The sequence below is a fragment of the Thiovibrio sp. JS02 genome, from assembly GCF_053485635.1.
Map to the genome: position 1 here is coordinate 1,641,321 of NZ_CM130715.1, position 18,378 is coordinate 1,659,698.

13 protein-coding genes and 1 tRNA gene are annotated in these 18,378 nt (G+C 60.2%); 9 read left to right on the forward strand and 5 right to left on the reverse strand.

The features are described 5' to 3' along the window. Window positions 1-22: 22 nt before the first annotated feature. From clpX to ACUUL3_RS07675, 4 genes are all read right to left on the reverse strand, one after another. A complete protein-coding gene (gene clpX / locus ACUUL3_RS07660; RefSeq protein WP_448556085.1) occupies window positions 23-1,288 on the reverse strand; it encodes an ATP-dependent Clp protease ATP-binding subunit ClpX in 1,266 nt (421 codons plus the stop codon). Window positions 1,289-1,290: 2 nt separating this feature from the next. After that, window positions 1,291-1,893, reverse strand: coding sequence for an ATP-dependent Clp endopeptidase proteolytic subunit ClpP (gene clpP / locus ACUUL3_RS07665; protein ID WP_448556086.1), 603 nt, complete (start codon window positions 1,891-1,893; stop codon window positions 1,291-1,293). Window positions 1,894-2,003: 110 nt separating this feature from the next. After that, the gene (gene tig / locus ACUUL3_RS07670) at window positions 2,004-3,302 is read right to left on the reverse strand and encodes a trigger factor (RefSeq protein ID WP_448556088.1); all 1,299 of its coding nucleotides are present in this window, start codon (window positions 3,300-3,302) and stop codon (window positions 2,004-2,006) included. A gap of 98 nt (window positions 3,303-3,400) precedes the next feature. After that, window positions 3,401-3,484, reverse strand: a tRNA-Leu gene (locus ACUUL3_RS07675). A 267-nt stretch (window positions 3,485-3,751) separates the two neighbouring features. Between ACUUL3_RS07675 and ACUUL3_RS07680 the strand changes: the two genes are divergently transcribed. The 9 genes from ACUUL3_RS07680 (at window position 3,752) to recO (ending at window position 17,770) form a co-directional block, all read left to right on the forward strand. Further along, window positions 3,752-4,846: a hypothetical protein gene (locus tag ACUUL3_RS07680; protein ID WP_448556090.1), complete on the forward strand. Its 1,095-nt coding sequence runs from the start codon at window positions 3,752-3,754 to the stop codon at window positions 4,844-4,846. Window positions 4,847-4,891: 45 nt separating this feature from the next. After that, window positions 4,892-6,367, forward strand: a complete 1,476-nt coding sequence (lysS, locus tag ACUUL3_RS07685) for a lysine--tRNA ligase (protein ID WP_448556092.1) — start codon at window positions 4,892-4,894, stop codon at window positions 6,365-6,367. Between the two features lie 63 nt (window positions 6,368-6,430). Beyond that, on the forward strand, window positions 6,431-7,666 hold the full coding sequence (locus ACUUL3_RS07690; protein ID WP_448556094.1) for a lipoprotein-releasing ABC transporter permease subunit: 1,236 nt from the start codon (window positions 6,431-6,433) through the stop codon (window positions 7,664-7,666). A 4-nt stretch (window positions 7,667-7,670) separates the two neighbouring features. After that, the gene (locus tag ACUUL3_RS07695) at window positions 7,671-8,354 is read left to right on the forward strand and encodes an ABC transporter ATP-binding protein (protein ID WP_448556096.1); all 684 of its coding nucleotides are present in this window, start codon (window positions 7,671-7,673) and stop codon (window positions 8,352-8,354) included. 130 nt (window positions 8,355-8,484) lie between these two features. Further along, a complete protein-coding gene (bamA, locus tag ACUUL3_RS07700; RefSeq protein WP_448556098.1) occupies window positions 8,485-11,196 on the forward strand; it encodes an outer membrane protein assembly factor BamA in 2,712 nt (903 codons plus the stop codon). A gap of 68 nt (window positions 11,197-11,264) precedes the next feature. After that, window positions 11,265-14,753: a transcription-repair coupling factor gene (gene mfd, locus ACUUL3_RS07705; protein ID WP_448556100.1), complete on the forward strand. Its 3,489-nt coding sequence runs from the start codon at window positions 11,265-11,267 to the stop codon at window positions 14,751-14,753. 69 nt (window positions 14,754-14,822) lie between these two features. Further along, complete coding sequence (locus ACUUL3_RS07710; protein ID WP_448556102.1) at window positions 14,823-15,812, forward strand: peptidylprolyl isomerase; 990 nt, start codon at window positions 14,823-14,825, stop codon at window positions 15,810-15,812. Between the two features lie 44 nt (window positions 15,813-15,856). Then, window positions 15,857-17,011, forward strand: coding sequence for a helix-turn-helix domain-containing protein (locus ACUUL3_RS07715; RefSeq protein ID WP_448556104.1), 1,155 nt, complete (start codon window positions 15,857-15,859; stop codon window positions 17,009-17,011). Window positions 17,012-17,023: 12 nt separating this feature from the next. Next, a complete protein-coding gene (gene recO / locus ACUUL3_RS07720; RefSeq protein WP_448556105.1) occupies window positions 17,024-17,770 on the forward strand; it encodes a DNA repair protein RecO in 747 nt (248 codons plus the stop codon). A gap of 4 nt (window positions 17,771-17,774) precedes the next feature. Here recO and ACUUL3_RS07725 read toward each other — a convergent pair whose 3' ends face one another. After that, window positions 17,775-18,353 (reverse strand): flavodoxin family protein, encoded by a 579-nt coding sequence (locus ACUUL3_RS07725; RefSeq protein ID WP_448556107.1) that lies wholly within the window; start codon window positions 18,351-18,353, stop codon window positions 17,775-17,777. Between the last annotated feature and the right edge of the window lie 25 nt (window positions 18,354-18,378).

Consider the following 18,378-nt stretch of genomic DNA (forward strand, 5'->3'; position numbering starts at 1 on the left):
ACCTTCTGACGCACCGCGAGAATCAGGCGCTCTTCTTGGCCTCTGCCTCGTTATCAAAAAGAATCACCGGATAGTCGCCGTTCAGGATCACCTGTTCGCTGATCACGCATTCGCGCACGTTTTCCTTGGAAGGCAGCTCGTACATGATATCGAGCATGGCCTGCTCCATGACGGTGCGCAGCCCGCGGGCGCCGGACTTCCTCTTGATCGCCTGCCGGGCGATGGCGGCAAGGGCGCCTTCGGTGAAACGCAGGCGAATGTTGTCGAACTCGAAGAGCTTTTCGTACTGTTTGGTGAGCGCGTTCTTGGGCTCGCGCAACACCCGGACCAGATCCTCCTCGTCCAGTTCCTCCATGGTGGCGACCACGGGCAGTCGCCCGACCAGCTCGGGGATCAGGCCGAAGCGCAGGAGATCCTCGGCCTGGACCTGGGCAAGGATATCACCCATGGACTTCCTGGGCTTGCCCACCACTTTGGCGCCAAAGCCCATGGACTTGGTGCCGGTGCGCTGTCTGATCACCCCGTCAAGGCCAACAAAGGCCCCGCCGCAGATGAAAAGGATGTTGGTGGTGTCGATCTTGATATATTCCTGCTGCGGGTGTTTGCGCCCGCCCTTCGGCGGCACGCTGGCCACGGTGCCCTCGATGATCTTGAGCAGGGCCTGCTGTACGCCCTCGCCGGAAACGTCGCGGGTGATGGAGGCGCTGTCGGATTTGCGGGCGATCTTGTCGATCTCGTCGATATAGATGATGCCGCGACTGGCCCGCTGGATGTCATGGTCGGCCGCCTGCAGGAGATTGACCAGAATGTTTTCGACATCCTCGCCCACGTAACCGGCCTCGGTGAGGGTGGTGGCGTCCGCCATGGCAAAGGGCACGTTGAGAATCTTGGCCAGGGTCTGGGCCAGCAGGGTTTTGCCGCTGCCCGTGGGCCCGACCAGCAGGATATTGCTCTTCTGCAGCTCCACCGGATTGGCATCCCCGCGCGACTGCGCCTCGATGCGCTTGTAGTGATTATGCACCGCCACGGCCAGCACCTTCTTGGCCTTCTCCTGACCGATCACATACTGGTCAAGGTAGGCCTTGATGTCGTGCGGCTTCAGGGCCGAGGCCTCGGCCTGGGCCTCCAGCTCGTGCAACCGGTCTTCGCTGACGATCTCATTGCAGAGGTCGATACATTCATTACAAATGTATACGGTCGGACCGGCGATGAGCTTCTTGACCTCGTCCTGACTTTTACCGCAAAAGGAACAGGTCACTTCGACTTCGCCATTATGGTCTTTTGCCATGCTTATGACTCCTCTTCAGGGGTTGCTCGTTTCATCAGCACCTTATCGATGATCCCGTACTTCATGGCCTCTTCCGCGCCCATGAAGAAATCACGCTCCGTGTCGGACTGGATCTTTTTGATCTTCTGCTTGGTATGGTTGGCCAGGATGGTATTCAGGGCCTGCCGCATCCGCAGGATCTCGTTGGCGTGGATTTCAATGTCCGTGGCCTGGCCCTGAAAGCCGCCCATGGGTTGATGCAGCATGATCCGGGAATTGGGCAGCGCATAGCGCTTGCCATCGGTGCCGGCGGCGAGGAGGACGGCGCCCATGCTGGCGGCCTGCCCCATGCAGAGGGTGGCGATGTCGCACTTCACGTAGCGCATGGTATCGTAGATGGCAAGTCCGGCGGTCACGACCCCACCCGGCGAATTGATGTAAAAAGTGATGTCCTTGTCCGGATCCTCGGCCTCCAGAAAAAGAATCTGGGCAATGATGATATTGGCTATTTCGTCATTGATGGCCGTGCCCAAAAATATAATCCTTTCCTTCAAAAGCCGGGAATAGATATCATAGGCGCGCTCGCCGCGGGGGCTCTGTTCGACCACCATGGGGATGAGATTCATCGGGTTGCTCCTTTTAAATTACGCTGAAGAATGTTGAAAAACTCAATCCCTGCATCGCCGGCAGGCTGACGGCAAAGGCTTTGACGTCAGCCTGCCCGGGCCTCGTCTCCTCAGGCGGAGGCGGACGGCACGACCTTGACCCTGGCCGCGTCGAGCAGGAAGGTCAGAATCTTCTCGTTGAGCAGCTCGGCCATGAAGGGGAGCAGGTCATCGCGGTTTGAAAAATATTTCTTCACCTCGCTGACCGGCATATTGTACTGCTGGGAAATGCGCTGAAACCCCTTGTCGATGTCCTCGTTTTCCAGTTTAAGCGCTTCCTTCTCCGCCACCTTCTTGAGGATGAAGTCGCCCTTCACCCTCGCCTCGGCGGCAAGCTTGTACTGCTCGACCAGCTTGTCCTTGCTGAAGCCGGCAGCCTCAAGGGTGACGCCCTGCCGTTCCAGATTCTCCTGCAGATCCTTGATCATGGCGTTGACTTCATAGGTAACCAGGCGGGGCGGCACTTCGAAATCATGCTTTTCGATCAGGGCCTTCATCAACCGGTCGGTAAGCTCGCTGCGCTGGGCATCCTTCTTGGCCTGCAAGCGTTTCTCGGAGATATGCGCCTTCAGGTCGGCCAGGGTTTTGAACTCCTCGCCCACCTCCCTGGCAAAATCATCGTTCAGCTCGGGCAGCACGCGCTCCTTGACATCCTTGACGTTGATCTTGAATTCGACCTTTTTGCCGGCAAGGATCGGATTGGCGAAATTTTCCGGGAAATCAATCTCCTGCGAGGCCTCATCCCCTTTCTTCAGGCCCACCAGCTTGCCTTCGAACTCCTTGCCGAACTGGCCGGAGCCGACGTCGATGGAATAATTTTCACCGACAACCTGTTTGATGACATTGCCGTTATGATATCCCTGGAAATCGATGATGGCCATGTCTCCATCGGCGATGGCCCGGTCCGCGACGCTCTGCAGGGGAGCCATCTGTTTGCGCAGGGTCTCAAGCTCGGCTGCGATCTCTTCCTCGCCCACCACGGCCTCGACCTGCTCGATCTCCACCCCTTTGTACTCATTGAGATCGAACTGCGGCCGGACATCGACCTCGGCGGTATAGGTAAAGCTGCCGTCCTCGCCGAACTTCTGGTCCCGGATGTCGGGATGCACCACGGCGTCGAGCCTGCTTTTCTCCAGGGCGTCGAAATAGCTTTCCTGAATCAGTTTTTCGGCGACATCGTACTCCACCTTGGGGCCATAATTTTTCTCAAGAACCTTGCGGGGCACCTTGCCCTTGCGAAAGCCCTTCAGGTTGGCTTCCGAGGAGAGTTTCTTATAGGCGGTCTCAAGCTCCCGGCCGACCTGCTCACCGGGCAGGGTTACAACCATCTTCTTGGTAAGCGGACTGACGTCTTCGACATTGATTTGCATTGCATACCTTCCTTGTTATAAAAACTTAGCTAACGATTCAGTTACAGACCCGACAACTGCCATACGCAAAGGTCCTACGGGGCCGACCGGAATTTCCCTGGTGCGAGAGAGGGGAGTCGAACCCCTACACCAAAGGCGCTGGTTCCTAAGACCAGTGCGTCTACCAATTCCGCCACTCTCGCATGAACAACAAAAAATAACCAACTTTCATTGCCCAGTCAAGGATGGCTTGCGCTTTGCCTCTACATTAAAACGTTTTCCCCGGCACATGGCGGCTGCGGGAACCATCCGTCTCTCCCCGCTCCTGCCGGTCCGGAGAGGAAACCCCGCTTTCCCCTTCCTCAAATTGCCAACCGTTAAATACATTGACTTTTCAGCGCATTATTGATAGCTAGTATGCCTGCCTGCAACCTCACGGCAACATGTTTCCCCAAGCAACGAGAAGCCCTATGACAGAGAAGAAAACCGCGCAACCATTCCCGGCAAACGGCCTTGCCACCCTCATCGGCAGCCTGCCCGTCGGCCAGTGCCAGGAGGCCCTTTCCCTCATTTTTGAGCACATGCCGGAGATCCCTCTCTGGCCGCAATTGCCCAGCAATCCCCTGGAAGGCATGCTCAACCAGTTCATCGAAGGCATGCCCGGGATTGTCGAGGATGGCGAGCGCACCTATTTCAATATCCATACCGAGCAATTCGAGGGCGAGATGCTCGCCTACTACGAGCAATACCTCGCCGCCCTGGAAGACCCCGCGCTTCTTGCCGATTCCGTCTTCGCGGTGAGCAAATCCCGCGGCCAGGGGCTTTATGCGTTCAGGGAGGCGGCGGCAACCGGAAAGCCCGCCGCGGTCAAGGGGCAGCTCACCGGCCCCTTCACCCTGCTCACCGGCCTCCACGATCAGGAAGGGCGGGCCGCCTATTATGACCAGACCATCCGCGAAATGGCGGTGAAAGGCCTTTCCCTGAAGGCGGCCTGGCAGACCAGATTCCTGAAGGATCTGGGAGTGCCGGTCATCGTTTTCGTCGACGAGCCCGCGCTGGCCGGTCTTGGCTCCTCGGCCTTCATCACCGTCTCCCTGACCGACATCGGCCAGGATCTCAACGAGGTCATGGGCGCGATTCAGGCCGCCGGGGGCCTGGCCGGGGTCCATGTCTGCGCCAACACCGACTGGGATTTCCTGCTCTCCACCAATCTGGATATCGTCAGCTTCGACGCCTACGGCTTCTTTGACAAGCTTGCGGCCTGCAAGGATGCGCTCTACGCCTTCCTTGCCCGCGGCGGCATTATCGCCTGGGGCATTGTTCCGACCTCGAAAACGGAAGACATCGAAAAAGAAACCGCGGAAACGCTTTTTTCGCTCTGGGAGAAGCAGGTGGCCCAGCTGGTGAACAGCGAATGGGACATGCAGGCCCTGATCAGACAGAGTCTGATCACCCCCAGTTGCGGAACCGGCTCCCTGCCGCTGAGCCACGCCCGCAAGGTGCTGGGCATGACCCGCGATCTTTCCGCGGCCATCCGCGGCAAATACCTCGCGCCCTTGCCGTGAGCAGTCGTTTTTAACCTTCAATTACTTTCTTGAGCATGCGGAACCATGGATGAACTGAATCAGGTCTTAAAACAACGCCGGCAAAAGGCGCAGGAAATGTCGGAATTGGGGATAAATCTTTATGCCAATGATTTCAAGCCCCAACACCGGATCATTGATATCCTCGACAGGAATGCCAACGCGGACGCCCCGGTGGAAGAGGGCGGCAAATCGGTGGCCGGCAGGATCATGGCCCTGCGCAAGTTCGGCAAGGCCTCTTTTCTTCATATCCAGGATGAATCCGGCAGGATCCAGGTCTACATCAAGCGGGACGATGTGGGAGTGGAAGCCTACCAGATTTTCAAGAAAATGGATGTGGGCGACATTGCCGGCTTTTCCGGCAAGCTGTTCCGCACCCAGACCGGCGAACTGACCATCGAAGCGGCCACGGTGAAACCGGTGACCAAATCCCTGCGGCCCCTGCCGGAAAAATTTCACGGCCTCACCGATGTGGAAACCCGCTATCGGCAGCGCTATGTGGACCTGATCATGAACCCGGAGGTGCGGAACACCTTCCGCAAGCGGGTGGAGATCATCCGCCTGGTTCGGGAATTCCTGAGCAACCGCGGCTTCATGGAGGTGGAAACCCCCATGATGCAGGCGATCGCCGGCGGCGCCACGGCCAAGCCCTTCAAGACCCACCACAACGCCCTGGGCATGGATCTCTACCTGCGCATCGCCCCGGAGCTGTACCTGAAACGCCTGCTGGTCGGCGGTTTTGAACGGGTGTTCGAGATCAACCGCAACTTCAGGAACGAAGGCCTTTCCACCCGCCACAACCCCGAGTTCACCATGCTGGAGTTCTACCAGGCCTTTGCCACCTATGAAGACCTGATGGATCTTACCGAGGAGATGGTTTCCTACATTGCCGCCGAGGTCTGCGGCTCCATGGTCGTGCCCTATCAGGGCCAGGAGGTGGATCTTTCCCCGCCCTGGAAACGCTACAGCATGGATGAAGCGCTCATCCACGTCGGCGGCATTGCCCCCGAGATCCTGCGGGACCCGGCAAAAACCCGGCAGCTTGCCCTGGAGAAAGGAATCGAGCTCGACCCAAAAGCCGGACACGGCAAGGCGAAAACAGAACTCTTTGAACTGCTGGTGGAGGAAAAGCTGATCAACCCCACCTTTGTCACCCAGTATCCCACGGAAGTCTCCCCGCTGGCGCGGCGCAATGAGGCAAACCCGGAGGTGACCGACCGCTTTGAGCTGTTTATCACCGGCCGGGAGATGGCCAACGCCTTCAGCGAGCTCAACGACCCCATCGACCAGAAAGAGCGGCTGCAGAAGCAGATCGACGAGCGGGGCGATGACGAGGAGATTTTCCCGGAGATGGACGAGGACTTTGTCCGCGCCCTGGAATACGGCATGCCGCCGGCCGCCGGCGAGGGTATCGGCATCGACCGGCTGGTGATGCTGCTCACCGACTCCCCCTCGATCCGCGACGTCATCCTCTTCCCGCACCTGCGACCAGAAAAGAAATAGGCGCACGCCAAGCCGTCTCGCGATGCTCTTCAGCCCATCCCACCGTGCCCAATGAGGGAAGCCGTGCAATTTGAATGGTTTGTTTGCCTGCGTTATTTAAAGGCCAAGCGCAAGCAGGGTTTCATCTCCCTTATTTCCTTTATTTCCGTGGCCGGCGTCATGGTCGGGGTCATGGCCCTCATCGTGGTGCTCGCGGTGATGACCGGATTCACCTCCGAATTCCGCGACAAGATTCTCGGCATCAACTCCCATGTCGTGGTCCAGAAGCTTGGCGACAGCGTCCCGGAATACAGGGAGCTTGCCCGCAAACTGGAGCGGATCCCCGGCGTGACCGGGGTCACCCCCTATATCTACAGCCAGGCCATGATCACCAGCGGCGCCGGCGGCACCGGCGCCGTTCTGCGCGGGATCGACCCGCAAACCGCCCCCAGCGTCCTCAGCCTGGCTTCCCAGCTCAAGCAGGGCTCCTTGCTCGACCTGGCCGAGGAACAGCCGGGAGGCGCGAGAAGGCTGCCCGGCATCATCCTCGGCAAGGATCTGGCCATGCAGCTGCGGGCCTTCATGCATGACAAGGTGCGGCTCATTTCCGCGGCCGGCCCTCTGACCCCCATGGGAGTCCTGCCCAGGATCACCACCTGCCAGGTGGTTGGCATCTTCGACACCGGCATGTACGAATACGATTCCGCCCTGGCCTACGTTTCCCTCGACACCGCGCAGAAATTCCTCGACCTTGACGACAGCGTCCATGGCCTTGAGGTGAAAACCGCCGACATCGACAAGGCGGACCGGATTGCCAGACAGATCGAAGCAGGCCTCGGCCACAATTTTCTCGCCAAGGACTGGATGCAGATGAACCGAAACATCTTCTCCGCCCTGCGCCTCGAAAAAACCGCCCTCTCGGTGATCATGGCCCTGGTGGTGCTGGTGGCCGCCTTCAACATCGTCAGCACCCTGATCATGGTGGTCATGGAGAAAAACAAGGATATCGCCATCCTGAAATCCATGGGCGCGACCTCGGCGAGCATCATGCGCATCTTTATCTACGAGGGGCTGGTGATCGGCACGGTGGGCACCGTGCTGGGGGTTCTGGGAGGCCTTGGTCTCTGCGAGCTCCTGAGCCGCTACAAGTTCATCGAACTGCCGGACGTCTACCCCATCTCCACCCTGCCGGTCCTGGTCCTGCCCTCGGATGTCATCATCATCGCCGTTTCCGCCGTTGTCATAACCTTTGCCGCCACCCTCTATCCCTCCTGGCAGGCGGCCAAGGTCGACCCTGCCGTGGCCCTCCGTTATGAGTGAGCGCATGCACGAAACTCCGCCATTTTTCCTTGCCCAGGGCATTTGCAAGGAATACCGCAGCCACGAGTGCCTCACGGTTCTGGCCGGCATCGACCTGCAACTTTCCCCCGGAGAGATGGTGGCCATCGTCGGCGCCTCCGGCACCGGAAAAACCACTCTTCTCCACATTCTGGGCGCCCTGGACCGCCCCAGCCAGGGCAGGCTCTTCTACAAGGGCGAGGAGGTCTTCACGAAGACCGACAATGAGCTTTCCCGGTTTCGCAATCAGGTGATCGGTTTTGTTTTTCAGGCGCACCACCTGCTGCCCGAGTTCAACGCCCTGGAGAATGTCCTCCTTCCCGGTCTCATTGCCGGCAGGTCTCGCACCGCGCTGGAAAAGGAAGGCAGATACCTCCTGGATCGGGTCGGCGTCCTCGGCCGGGCCGGCCACAAGATCGGCGAACTTTCCGGCGGCGAACAGCAGCGGGTGGCCCTGGCCCGTGCCCTCATCATGCAACCGGCGGTGCTGCTCGCCGACGAGCCGACCGGCAACCTCGACCCCAACACCGGCCTGCGGGTTTTCGAACTTATCCGGGAGCTGAGCTCGACCCTTTCCCTGGCCACGGTCATGGTCACCCACAATCTTGAACTGGCGAGCCGGATGAACCGCTGCCTCACCTTGAAAAACGGCGCCCTGAACGAACCGTAAAATGACAGTAAAGATTCTTGACAGCGGTGGCAATGCCTGCTAAGTCAGTAAGACTATTTTGCCCGCGGATCAAAAAACAGTTCCCTTACGCAGCCGACGCCCATCCTTCACCCCCTTGAAATCAATGGTTATGAAACGACAGACAACCGCCTTGCCCACTTCGCCCTCTGCTCGTAATATCCCTGGCCCGGACCGGTTCCCTGTCCTGCTACTTGTTTTCGCCCTTCTGACGGTGTTTTTCTCGCCGGGCCGGGCGCTGGCCGCGGGCGACGAGCCGAATACCATCTTCCTGCCTCCCAAAATCAACGCCCAGACCGCGATTGACGCCCTGCGCGCCACCAGCGACCAGGCCCTGCTCGATGTCCTGACCGGCAAGGGCTTGACCATGCTGCCCAGGGAAGAGGTTGCCAAAAACGTCGGTTACGAGGAATGGCCGCCCAGGCAAAACAGCCTGCCGCCCCTGGTGACCGCCGCCGCCGTCAACTATGTGGCCACCGGCAGCATCACCAGGCTCGGCGAACAGCTGAGCATGGATTTTGTCGTCTACGATCTCTTCAGCGCCGCCCCGCCCAAATATTTTTATCAGGTGAGCAGGAACGAGGCGGAGCTCGCCGCCACCCTCAAGCTGCTGGTTGGCGACATTCTCTCCCACACCGGCAAGTACTTTCTCATCGAATCCATCCAGATCGCCGGCAACACCCGCACGGACGCCGGCGCCATCATGCGCCAGATCAAAAGCCAGGCCGGCGATCAATACAATCCGGCCAACCTGCGCGCCGACCTCCGGAACATCTTCCAGATGGGGTACTTCGATGATGTGCAGATCCTGGTCAACGACACGGAAAAGGGCAAGCAGGTGACCTTTCAGCTGACCGAGAAGGCGGTGATCGGCCAGGTGCTCATCGACGGCGAGGACGAACTCGAGGAAGATGAGATCAAGGAGGTGATCAGCATCTCGCCCAACACCATCATCAACACCAAGGAAGTGCAGAACTCGGTGGAAAATATCCGCAAGCTCTACAAGGACAAGGGCTTCTACCGCACCAACGTCAACGCCAAGCTGAGTTACAGCACCGCCGACAGGGTGAATGTCAGCTTCGTCGTCGAGGAAGGCGTCAAGGTCTTCATCAAGGATATCCGCTTTGTCGGCAACAACGCCTTCACCGCCAGGGAACTGCGCAAGGAGATGACCACCTCGGAGAAGGGGCTGTTCTCCTGGTTCACCGATTCCGGCAAACTCAAGCGCGACCTTCTTGAGCAGGACCGCTCCCGCATCGGCGCCCACTATCACAACAACGGCTATATCGAGGCCAAGATCGGCGAACCGGTCATCAGCTACGAGGGAGACGCCCTCATCATCACCTTTGAAATTGCCGAAGGCGACCGCTACCGGGTCGGCACCATCGATATCGGCGGCGATCTCGTCGGCGACAAAAACGAGATGTTCAAATTCATCGAGCTGGGCAAGGAAAAATTCTTCAGCCGCAAGATCCTCCGCGACGACGTTATGCGTCTCACCGACTACTATGCGGAAAAAGGCTTCGCCTTTGCGGAGATCGAGCCCGACCTCAGCAAAAATGCCGAGGACAGGCGCATGGACGTCAACCTCAAGGTCAGCAAGGGCCACCTCGTCCACGTGAACCGGATCAACATCAAGGGCAACACCCGGACCCGGGATAAGGTCATCCGCCGGGAAATCCAGGTGAAGGAAGGAGGCATCCTCGACGCGAGCGCGGTGCGCAAGAGCAGCGAACGCCTGCAGCGGCTTGATTTCTTCGAAGAGGTGAACGTCACCCCCGAGCCCACGGTGCAGGAAGACCTCATGGACGTGGTGGTGGACGTCAAGGAAAAGGCCACCGGCACCTTCAGCGTCGGCGCCGGCTACAGCTCGGTGGACAACCTGATGTTCATGGGCGAGGTGAGCGAAAACAACTTCTTGGGCAAGGGCCAGCGTGTCTCCCTGCAGGCCAACATGAGTTCGAGTTCCAACCGCTACAACTTCAGCTTCACCGAGCCTAGGCTCAACGACACCAAGCTGCTCTTCGGCTACGACCTCTACAACTGGGAACGCGAATACGACGACTACACCAAGGACTCCACCGGCGGCGCCCTGCGCTTCGCCTACCCGGTCTGGGAAAAATGGGTTCTCGGCTGGGGTTACGGCTACGACGACACCCAGCTTTACGACGTCAGCCCCTATGCCTCCGAGATCATCAAGGAGTCCCAGAGCATCGAGACCACCAGTTTCGTCCGGGTCGGTCTGACCAAGGACACCAGGGACCGCTACACCGACACCTCCAAGGGCGCCATCACCACCTACAGCATCAAGCACGCCGGCATGTTCCTGGGCGGCGACAGCGCGTTCACCAAATACGAGGCCTCGACCAGCTGGTATTTTCCCCTCAAGTGGGACACCGTCTTCCATGCCAAGGGTTCTGCCGGCTATGTCGCGGAAAACGAGGACAAGAAACTGCCGGTTTACGAACGCTTCTACCTGGGCGGCCTGAACACCATCCGCGGCTTCGACAACGGCAAGGTCAGCCCCCTTGACCCGACCACCGGCGAACGAATCGGCGGCACCAAGATGTGGTACGGCAATCTCGAATGGATATTCCCCATCGTCAAGGAGGCCGGCCTCAAGGGCCTGGTCTTCTTCGATACCGGCAACGTATACGACGACAAGGAAACCTGGGACTTCAGCGACCTGCGTTACAGCGCCGGCCTGGGCTTCCGCTGGATGTCGCCCATGGGGCCGTTGCGTCTTGAATGGGGATACAATCTCGACCCCGAGCCGGGCGAGCAGTCCGGCGTCTGGGATTTCAGCCTGGGCGGGGCTTTCTAGCGCCGGCCGCTCCCGGCAACATGAGCGCGGCCACTCTCTTCATCCGCGCTCTCGGGCAAAGACAACCGATGAACAACACTGTCACGGCCCTCCTCAAGGAGGGCCGTTCCCTGAATATCACGGGGCTGAGGGGCAGCGCCGCCGCCCTCTTCATCGCCCGCAGCACGGAACTTACCCGGCCGCTCCTCTGCATCATGCCCAGCGAGACGCAGGCGCAACATCTCGCCCAGGATCTGGCCCTGTTCTGCGCCACCCCGGTCCATCACTTTCCGGGCTATGAAATTCCTCCCTACACCCCCCTGTCGCCGGACGGTAAAACCGTGGCCGAACGACTGGCCACCCTCTATCAGATGCAGACCAGCGCCTCTCCCTTTGTTCTGGTCATCTCCATCGAGGCGCTGCTGCGCAAGACCCTGCCCCAGCCCTCTCTTTCCAGCCTTGCCGAACTGATCATCCGCGGCGAAGAAACAAGCCAGGAGGGGCTGGCGGCAAATCTTGCCGCCGCCGGCTATGAAGCAGCGGCCCTGGTCCAGTCCGTCGGCGAGTTCAGCATCCGGGGCGGGATCATGGATATCTTTCCGCCCGGCTTCGACGCGCCGGTACGGCTCGATTTTTTCGGAGACACCGTGGAATCGATCCGCAAATTCGACCCCATCAGCCAGCGCTCCATTGAAGAAGTCGAGGAGATTGTCCTGCTGCCGGTCAGCGACATCCTCTTCCCGCGAGAATCCCGGGATCTGGCGTTGCTGGTCGACCGTTTCCGCGCCTGCGCCGAGAAATTCGCCTGGGATGAGGAGCGCGGCGAGGCGATAATGGATCGTCTCGCCCGCAGACAGCGCTTTCCCGGCATTGAGTTCTTTCTCCCTCTTTTTTATGACACCCCACCCACCGTTCTCGACTACCTGCCGGAAAACACCCTGATCTTTCATTGGGCGCCCGGCGAAATCAAGAAAAGCCTCGATCTCTGCCGGGAGCGGATCAGCGCCAACCACGAAGAAGCGGTGGCGACGAAAACCCCGGCCCTGGCCCCGGAGGCGATCTTCCTGCCGGAAGCGGCGCTCAGGGAGAAGCTCGCCCCTTTTCAGCAGGCCCGCTTCTACGACTTCGCCCACCCGGACATGGAGGCGGGGGAAGGGCTGGAAATTTCCTGCGGCCCGCACACCCTGCTCAAGCAACAGCTGGAGCTGCAGCGGAAAAAACACGGCATGCTGCCGGAACTGGCCCGGCAGGTGCACGCTTGGCTCGCAGCCGGCGAGCAGGTGGCCTTCGCCTGCCGAACCCGGCGACATGCCGAACACCTTGCCGAGCTGTTGCGCCAGCACGACCTGCCGCTCACGGTTGCCGAGGCCCCGGCCTCCGAAGAAAGCCTGCCCGCGGGACGGCTTATCCTCTTCGACTCTCCGCTGAGCGCCGGCTTTGACCTGCCCGAGGCGAAACAGCACTGGTTGTCGGAAAGCGAGCTTTTCGGGGAAATGCGCCTGGGGGTCGGCAAAAAGAAGAAGGCAGCCAGAAGCCGGGCGGCCGTCAATTTTGAAGAACTCAACCCCGGTGATATCGTGGTGCACACCACCCATGGCCTCGGGGTCTACGAAGGCATCGTCAATCTGGTGCTGAACGGCCTGGCCAACGATTTCATCCAGCTCACCTACCGGGACGGCGACAAGCTCTATGTGCCGGTGGATCAGCTCAAGGTGATCAGCAAGTACAAAGGCCTGTCCGACACGGAACCGAAACTGGACAAGCTGGGCGGCAAGGCCTGGCAGACCAGGAGGGAAAAGGTCAAGGAGGAGGTCTGGAAGGTCGCCCAGGATCTGCTCAATCTTTATGCCCGCCGCTCTCTGGCGGAAGGCCACGCCTTTTCCGGACCCGACGAGATGTACCATGAGCTTGAGGAGTCCTTTCCCTATGACGAGACCCCAGGCCAGCTCAAGGCGATCACCGAGGTCCTCGACGATCTCACCTCGCCCCGGCCCATGGATCGCCTGGTCTGCGGCGACGTGGGCTACGGCAAGACAGAGGTCGCGGTGCGCGCCGCCTTCAAGGTGCTCACCGACGGTTTTCAGGTCGCCATCCTGGTTCCCACCACGGTTTTGGCCGAACAGCATGCCGCCACCTTCCGGGAACGGCTGCAGGGCTTCGCCGTCCGCACCGAGAGCCTGACCCGCTTCCGTTCGGCCGCGGAGCAGCGCCGGATCGTCCAGGATCTTGCCGCCGGCAGGATCGACATCATCATCGGCACCCACCGCCTCCTCTCCCAGGACGTGGTCTTCAGACGCCTGGGCCTGTTGATCATCGACGAGGAGCACCGCTTCGGGGTGGCGCATAAGGAAAAGCTCAAAAAACTGAAGACCAGGGTGGATGTCCTCACCCTCACCGCCACCCCGATCCCCCGCACCATGCAGCTCTCCCTGCTCGGCATCCGCGATCTCTCGGTGATCAGCTCCCCTCCCGAATATCGCCGGCCGGTGAAAACCTTTGTGGCCCGGGATGACGATCTGGTCGTCAAGGAGGCGGTGGTGCGGGAACTGCAACGGGGCGGCCAGGTTTTCCTGGTGCACAACCGGGTGCATTCCATCCAGGAAGTGGCGGCGAAGATCCATGCCCTGGTGCCGGAGGCGCGCCTTGCCGTGGCCCACGGCCAGATGCCTGGCAAGGCCCTGGAGGAGATCATGGTCAAATTCGTCAACCGGGAGGTTGATGTCCTCATCTGCACGACCATCATCGAATCCGGGCTCGACATCCCCAATGCCAACACCATCGTCATCACCCGGGCGGACCGGCTCGGGCTGGCCGAGATCTACCAGCTCCGCGGCCGGGTCGGCCGGGGCCGGGAGCAGGCATACGCCTATCTGCTTGTCCCCTCCCTGGACGGATTGTCCAAGGATGCCCAGCAACGATTGCGGGCCCTCATGGACTACAACGAGCTGGGCGGCGGCTTCAAGCTGGCCATGAGCGACCTGCAGATCCGCGGCGGCGGCAATATCCTGGGTATTTCCCAGAGCGGCAACATCGCGGCGGTGGGCTACGACCTCTACCTGGATCTGCTGCAGCAGACCGTCATGGACCTCAAGCACCGGGGCACGGCCGAGGCGCCGGCGGCCGAACAGATCGAGCCGGAAATCAACTTACGCATCTCCGCCTTCCTGCCCGAACGCTACATCCCGGCCACCGAACAGCGCTATGTCGCCTACCGCCGGCTCACCTCGGCGGAAAACGAGGACGAACTCCTCGACCTCAAGGATGAGTTCGCCGACCGCTACGGGCAGCTGCCCCCAGAGGCGGTAAATCTTTTCGAGGTCATGGCCTTGAAAACCCTTCTCCGCAGGCTGTGGATAACCCGTCTGGAGCAGGGACCGGCCAATCTTGTCTTCAGCTTCCATGAAAAAACCCCGGTCCGGCCCGAAAAAATCCTGAAAATGATCGAAAGCCACGGGAAGAAGGTGCGCTTCACTCCCGAGGCCAGACTGATCGTCGGCGGCGAATCGCACTCGGATCCGGCCCAAACCCTGCGCGACGCGCAAAAAATCCTCCTTTCACTCATGGAAGATGACAATTGAACAAGACTGTGGTAAAAAAGATGAGATATTCTTCGCCCTCTACAAAAAAATAAATATTATCAGAGGATTATGAATAAAATTAAAAAAATCTTTTCCAGTATCTTTCTGATCCCCTTCTTTTTGTTCACCCTGCTCACCCCTTCCTTTGCCGAAGCCGAACTTGTCGACCGCATCGTCGCCATCGTCAACGATGACGTCATAACCTTCTCCGATCTCAGTCGGGAAGGCGCGGCCCTGTTCCGGAAAATCACCCAGCAGGCGCCACCCGAGCAGGTGGAGACGGCCTTGCTCCAGGCCAGGGAAGAGATGCTCTCCAATCTCATCGACAAGCTCATCGTCGAGCAGCGCGCGGCGAAGATGGGTGTTTCCGTCGGCGACGCCGAGGTGGACGGCGCGATTGAGCGGATCATTGCCAGAAACAACATCACCCCGGAGAAATTCCGGCAGCAGATCGAACTGATGGGCACCACGGAACAGGATTACCGCGGCCTCATCAGAAATCAGATCCTGCAGGACCGGCTGGTGGACTACGAAATCCGTTCGCGGGTCGTGATAACCGAAGAGCGGATGAAGGAATATTACGAAAAACATTACGCGGATAAGACCAGGGATGAGGCCTACCACATTCTGCAGATGGGCTTCGCCTGGAAGGATGATTCCCCCGCAGCCAGGGCCGAGGCCAGGCAGCGCGCCGAGGAAGTGCGCGAACAGGCCGCCGGCGGCCAGGATTTCCGCACCCTGGCCCGGCAGCATTCCGAACTGCCTTCAGCCGCCGACGGCGGCGACATCGGGGTTTTCAAAAAGGAAGAACTGAACGCCGCCATGAAACAGAGCATCCTCAGCCTGCGGCCCGGCGAAATCAGCCCCATCGAAGAGACGCCGGCGGGCTACCAGTTCTTCAAGCTTCTTTCCGACCACGGCGATATCCGTCTGCAGGGCTCCTACGAATCGGTCAAGGAGGAGATCCGCAAACGTCTTTATGAAGAGGATCTCAACAACCAGTTTCAGAAATGGGTGAAAGAGCTCCGCGACGAGGCGTACATTAAAAAGATGCTGTGATCGGCCCGGATCGGCAAACCATCCACTGAGAGGGGAATGGCGTTATGACCCACCATGCAGAACAGACGGAAAACAGCCCGGGACCGGAAGCGCATCTTTCCAAGTCCGGCGAAACCCTGGGCAGTTATCTGAAAAAACACCGCCTGCGCCAGAGCAAGGATCTTGAACAGATCGCCAAGGAAACACGGATCCACGCTTCCACCCTGCTGGCCATCGAGGAAAACAACAAGAAGGCGCTGCCGGCCGAGGTGTTCACCCGGGGCTTCATCAAGATCTATGCCCAGTACCTCGGCGTCGATCCCAACGAGGCGCTCTCCTGGCACATCCAGCAGTCCGCCGGCGGCCCTCCCCCGGAAGAGAAGATCAATGCCCAGGAGGTTCTCTCCTCGGAAACCCTTGCCGAGTCGCCGGCCATACCGGCCAGCCGCTTCATAACCTATGCCCTCGTGGCGGCCTGCCTCATCCTGGTCGGCTACTGGCTGATAAACGCGTTCAACGGGGCAACGCCAACGGAGCAGGAAGTTCCGCCCCTGGTGAACAGAAGCCAGAGCCAGCCGCCCGCGCCACCGGTGGAAATCACCCCGCCCGCCGAGCAAGGCGTGGGCGCGGACGACGACGCCGAAACCATCCTGCCGGAAGGCGCCCTGACGCCGGCAGAGGAAAGCGCGCAGGCGCTCTCCTCCACCTTGCAGGATGCGGCCCCCCCTGCCCCGCTTGAAACCGCGGGCAAGGAGGGGCCAGCCGCCGCTCCGGAAAAAGCCCAGGCTGCCGGCGCCGATACCGGCAAGCCGCAATCCTCGCCGGCGGAAAAAAAGGTCGAGGAAAAACAGCCCGCCCCTGGCAAACCGGCAACCAGCGGAACGGAGTCGGAAAAGCAAGAGACCGGCAAGCCCGCCACCCAGGCGGCGGCAACGCCCGCCAAGAGCGCCGCAGCCTCTTCCGCAGCCCTGGCCGAGGCAACCTATGTCCTGGAGGCGGATTTTACCCTGACCACCTGGCTCAAAATCCAGATCGACGATGAAAAGCCCCGCTCCTTCACCTACCGTCCCGGCGACCATCCGGTCTGGCAGGCCAGGGAGAAGATCAATCTCTTCGTGGGTAACGCCGGCGGGGTTGCCCTCACCCTGAACAACAAAGCGCTGCCGCCCATGGGCAAACCCGGGAAAACCGCACGGCTCGTGATCCCCACCCAAAACTGATCCTTTCCGGCCATGCCCCAGCAGCGAAACCTGGCCGTGGTGCTCCAGGTCAAGGACCATGGCGATTCCGACAAGATCGTCATTCTCTACACCAGGGAACAGGGCAAAATCGCGGCGATCGCCAAGGGCGCCAAACGCAGCAAGAAACGATTCGTCAACAAACTCGAGCCGTTTTCCCTGCTCGCCACCCACCTCGCCCCCAGCCGCACCAGCTCCCTCATGCGCCTGGACGAGGCTGACCTCCTCGCCCCCTATCCGATTCTACGCGAAAGCTATCCGCAGTATATCGCCGCCTCCCTGCTCTGCGAACTGGTCCTCCACTGGACCCGCGAACACGACAGCGACGAAGAGCTGTTCGACCTGCTCACCTGGGCACTGGAAGGGCTGGCCGCCGGCGGGGACGGCCCACGCACGGTAATTTTTTTCCACATCAGGATGCTGGACATCCTCGGCTACCGGCCCTTTCTCTCCGGCTGCCTCGATTGCGGCAGCCTTGCCGCCGGGAACGGCCCTTACCGTTTCAGCCCCTTGCGCAACGGCCTGGTCTGCAGCCGTTGCGAGCCGCCATTTTCCGCAAGCTCCCTGCCCATCTCCATCCAGACCGTGCAACTGCTTCGCAGGGCCCAGGACCTTACCCAGGGCAAACTTGAACGTTTGCGGTTTTCGCAGGGAGCGCTCACCGAGGCCCTGGCCCTGCTCAAACGCTACGACAGCCACCTGCTGCAGCGCGAACTGCAGTCCTGGAACTTTCTTTGCTGAACCGTCAATCCCCTTTAATCCTGTGCAGCAGCCAGGCCATGTTCCTTCCCAGATCACGCATGGTTTTCATGCCCTCCTCGTCGCCCGCCACCTCGCCGGGCTCGCGGCCGATGCCGATATTCCAGTAGGAGGAGCCGACCACGATCATCTGGCCGATGAGAAAAAAGGCGTTCAAGGAATTGAACACCTGATAGGCGCCGGCCCGGCGCACCGCCACCACGCCGGCCCCCACCTTGCGTCGGAAAAGATCGCCATTGGCCCGGGAAACCATGCCGCAGCGTTCGATCAGGGCCTTCATTCCCGCGGAAACATCGGCGAAATAGGTGGGGGAGCCGAGGAGGATGCCGTCCGCCTCGATCATCTTCCGCAGGCAGTCGTTGATGATGTCGTTTTTCACGGCGCAACGGCTGTTCTTCTCCTTAAAGCACTTGTAGCAGGCAATGCAGCCGCCTGGCGCCTGGCCGGCCAGCTCGACCAGCTCGGTCTCCATCCCCTGGGCCGCGAGTTCCTCAAGCACGGTATTCAACAGCTTCGCGGTGTTCCCGCCCTTGCGGGCGCTTCCACTAAAGGCCACAACCTTCATAACGATCTCCCTCCTTGGTATTGAC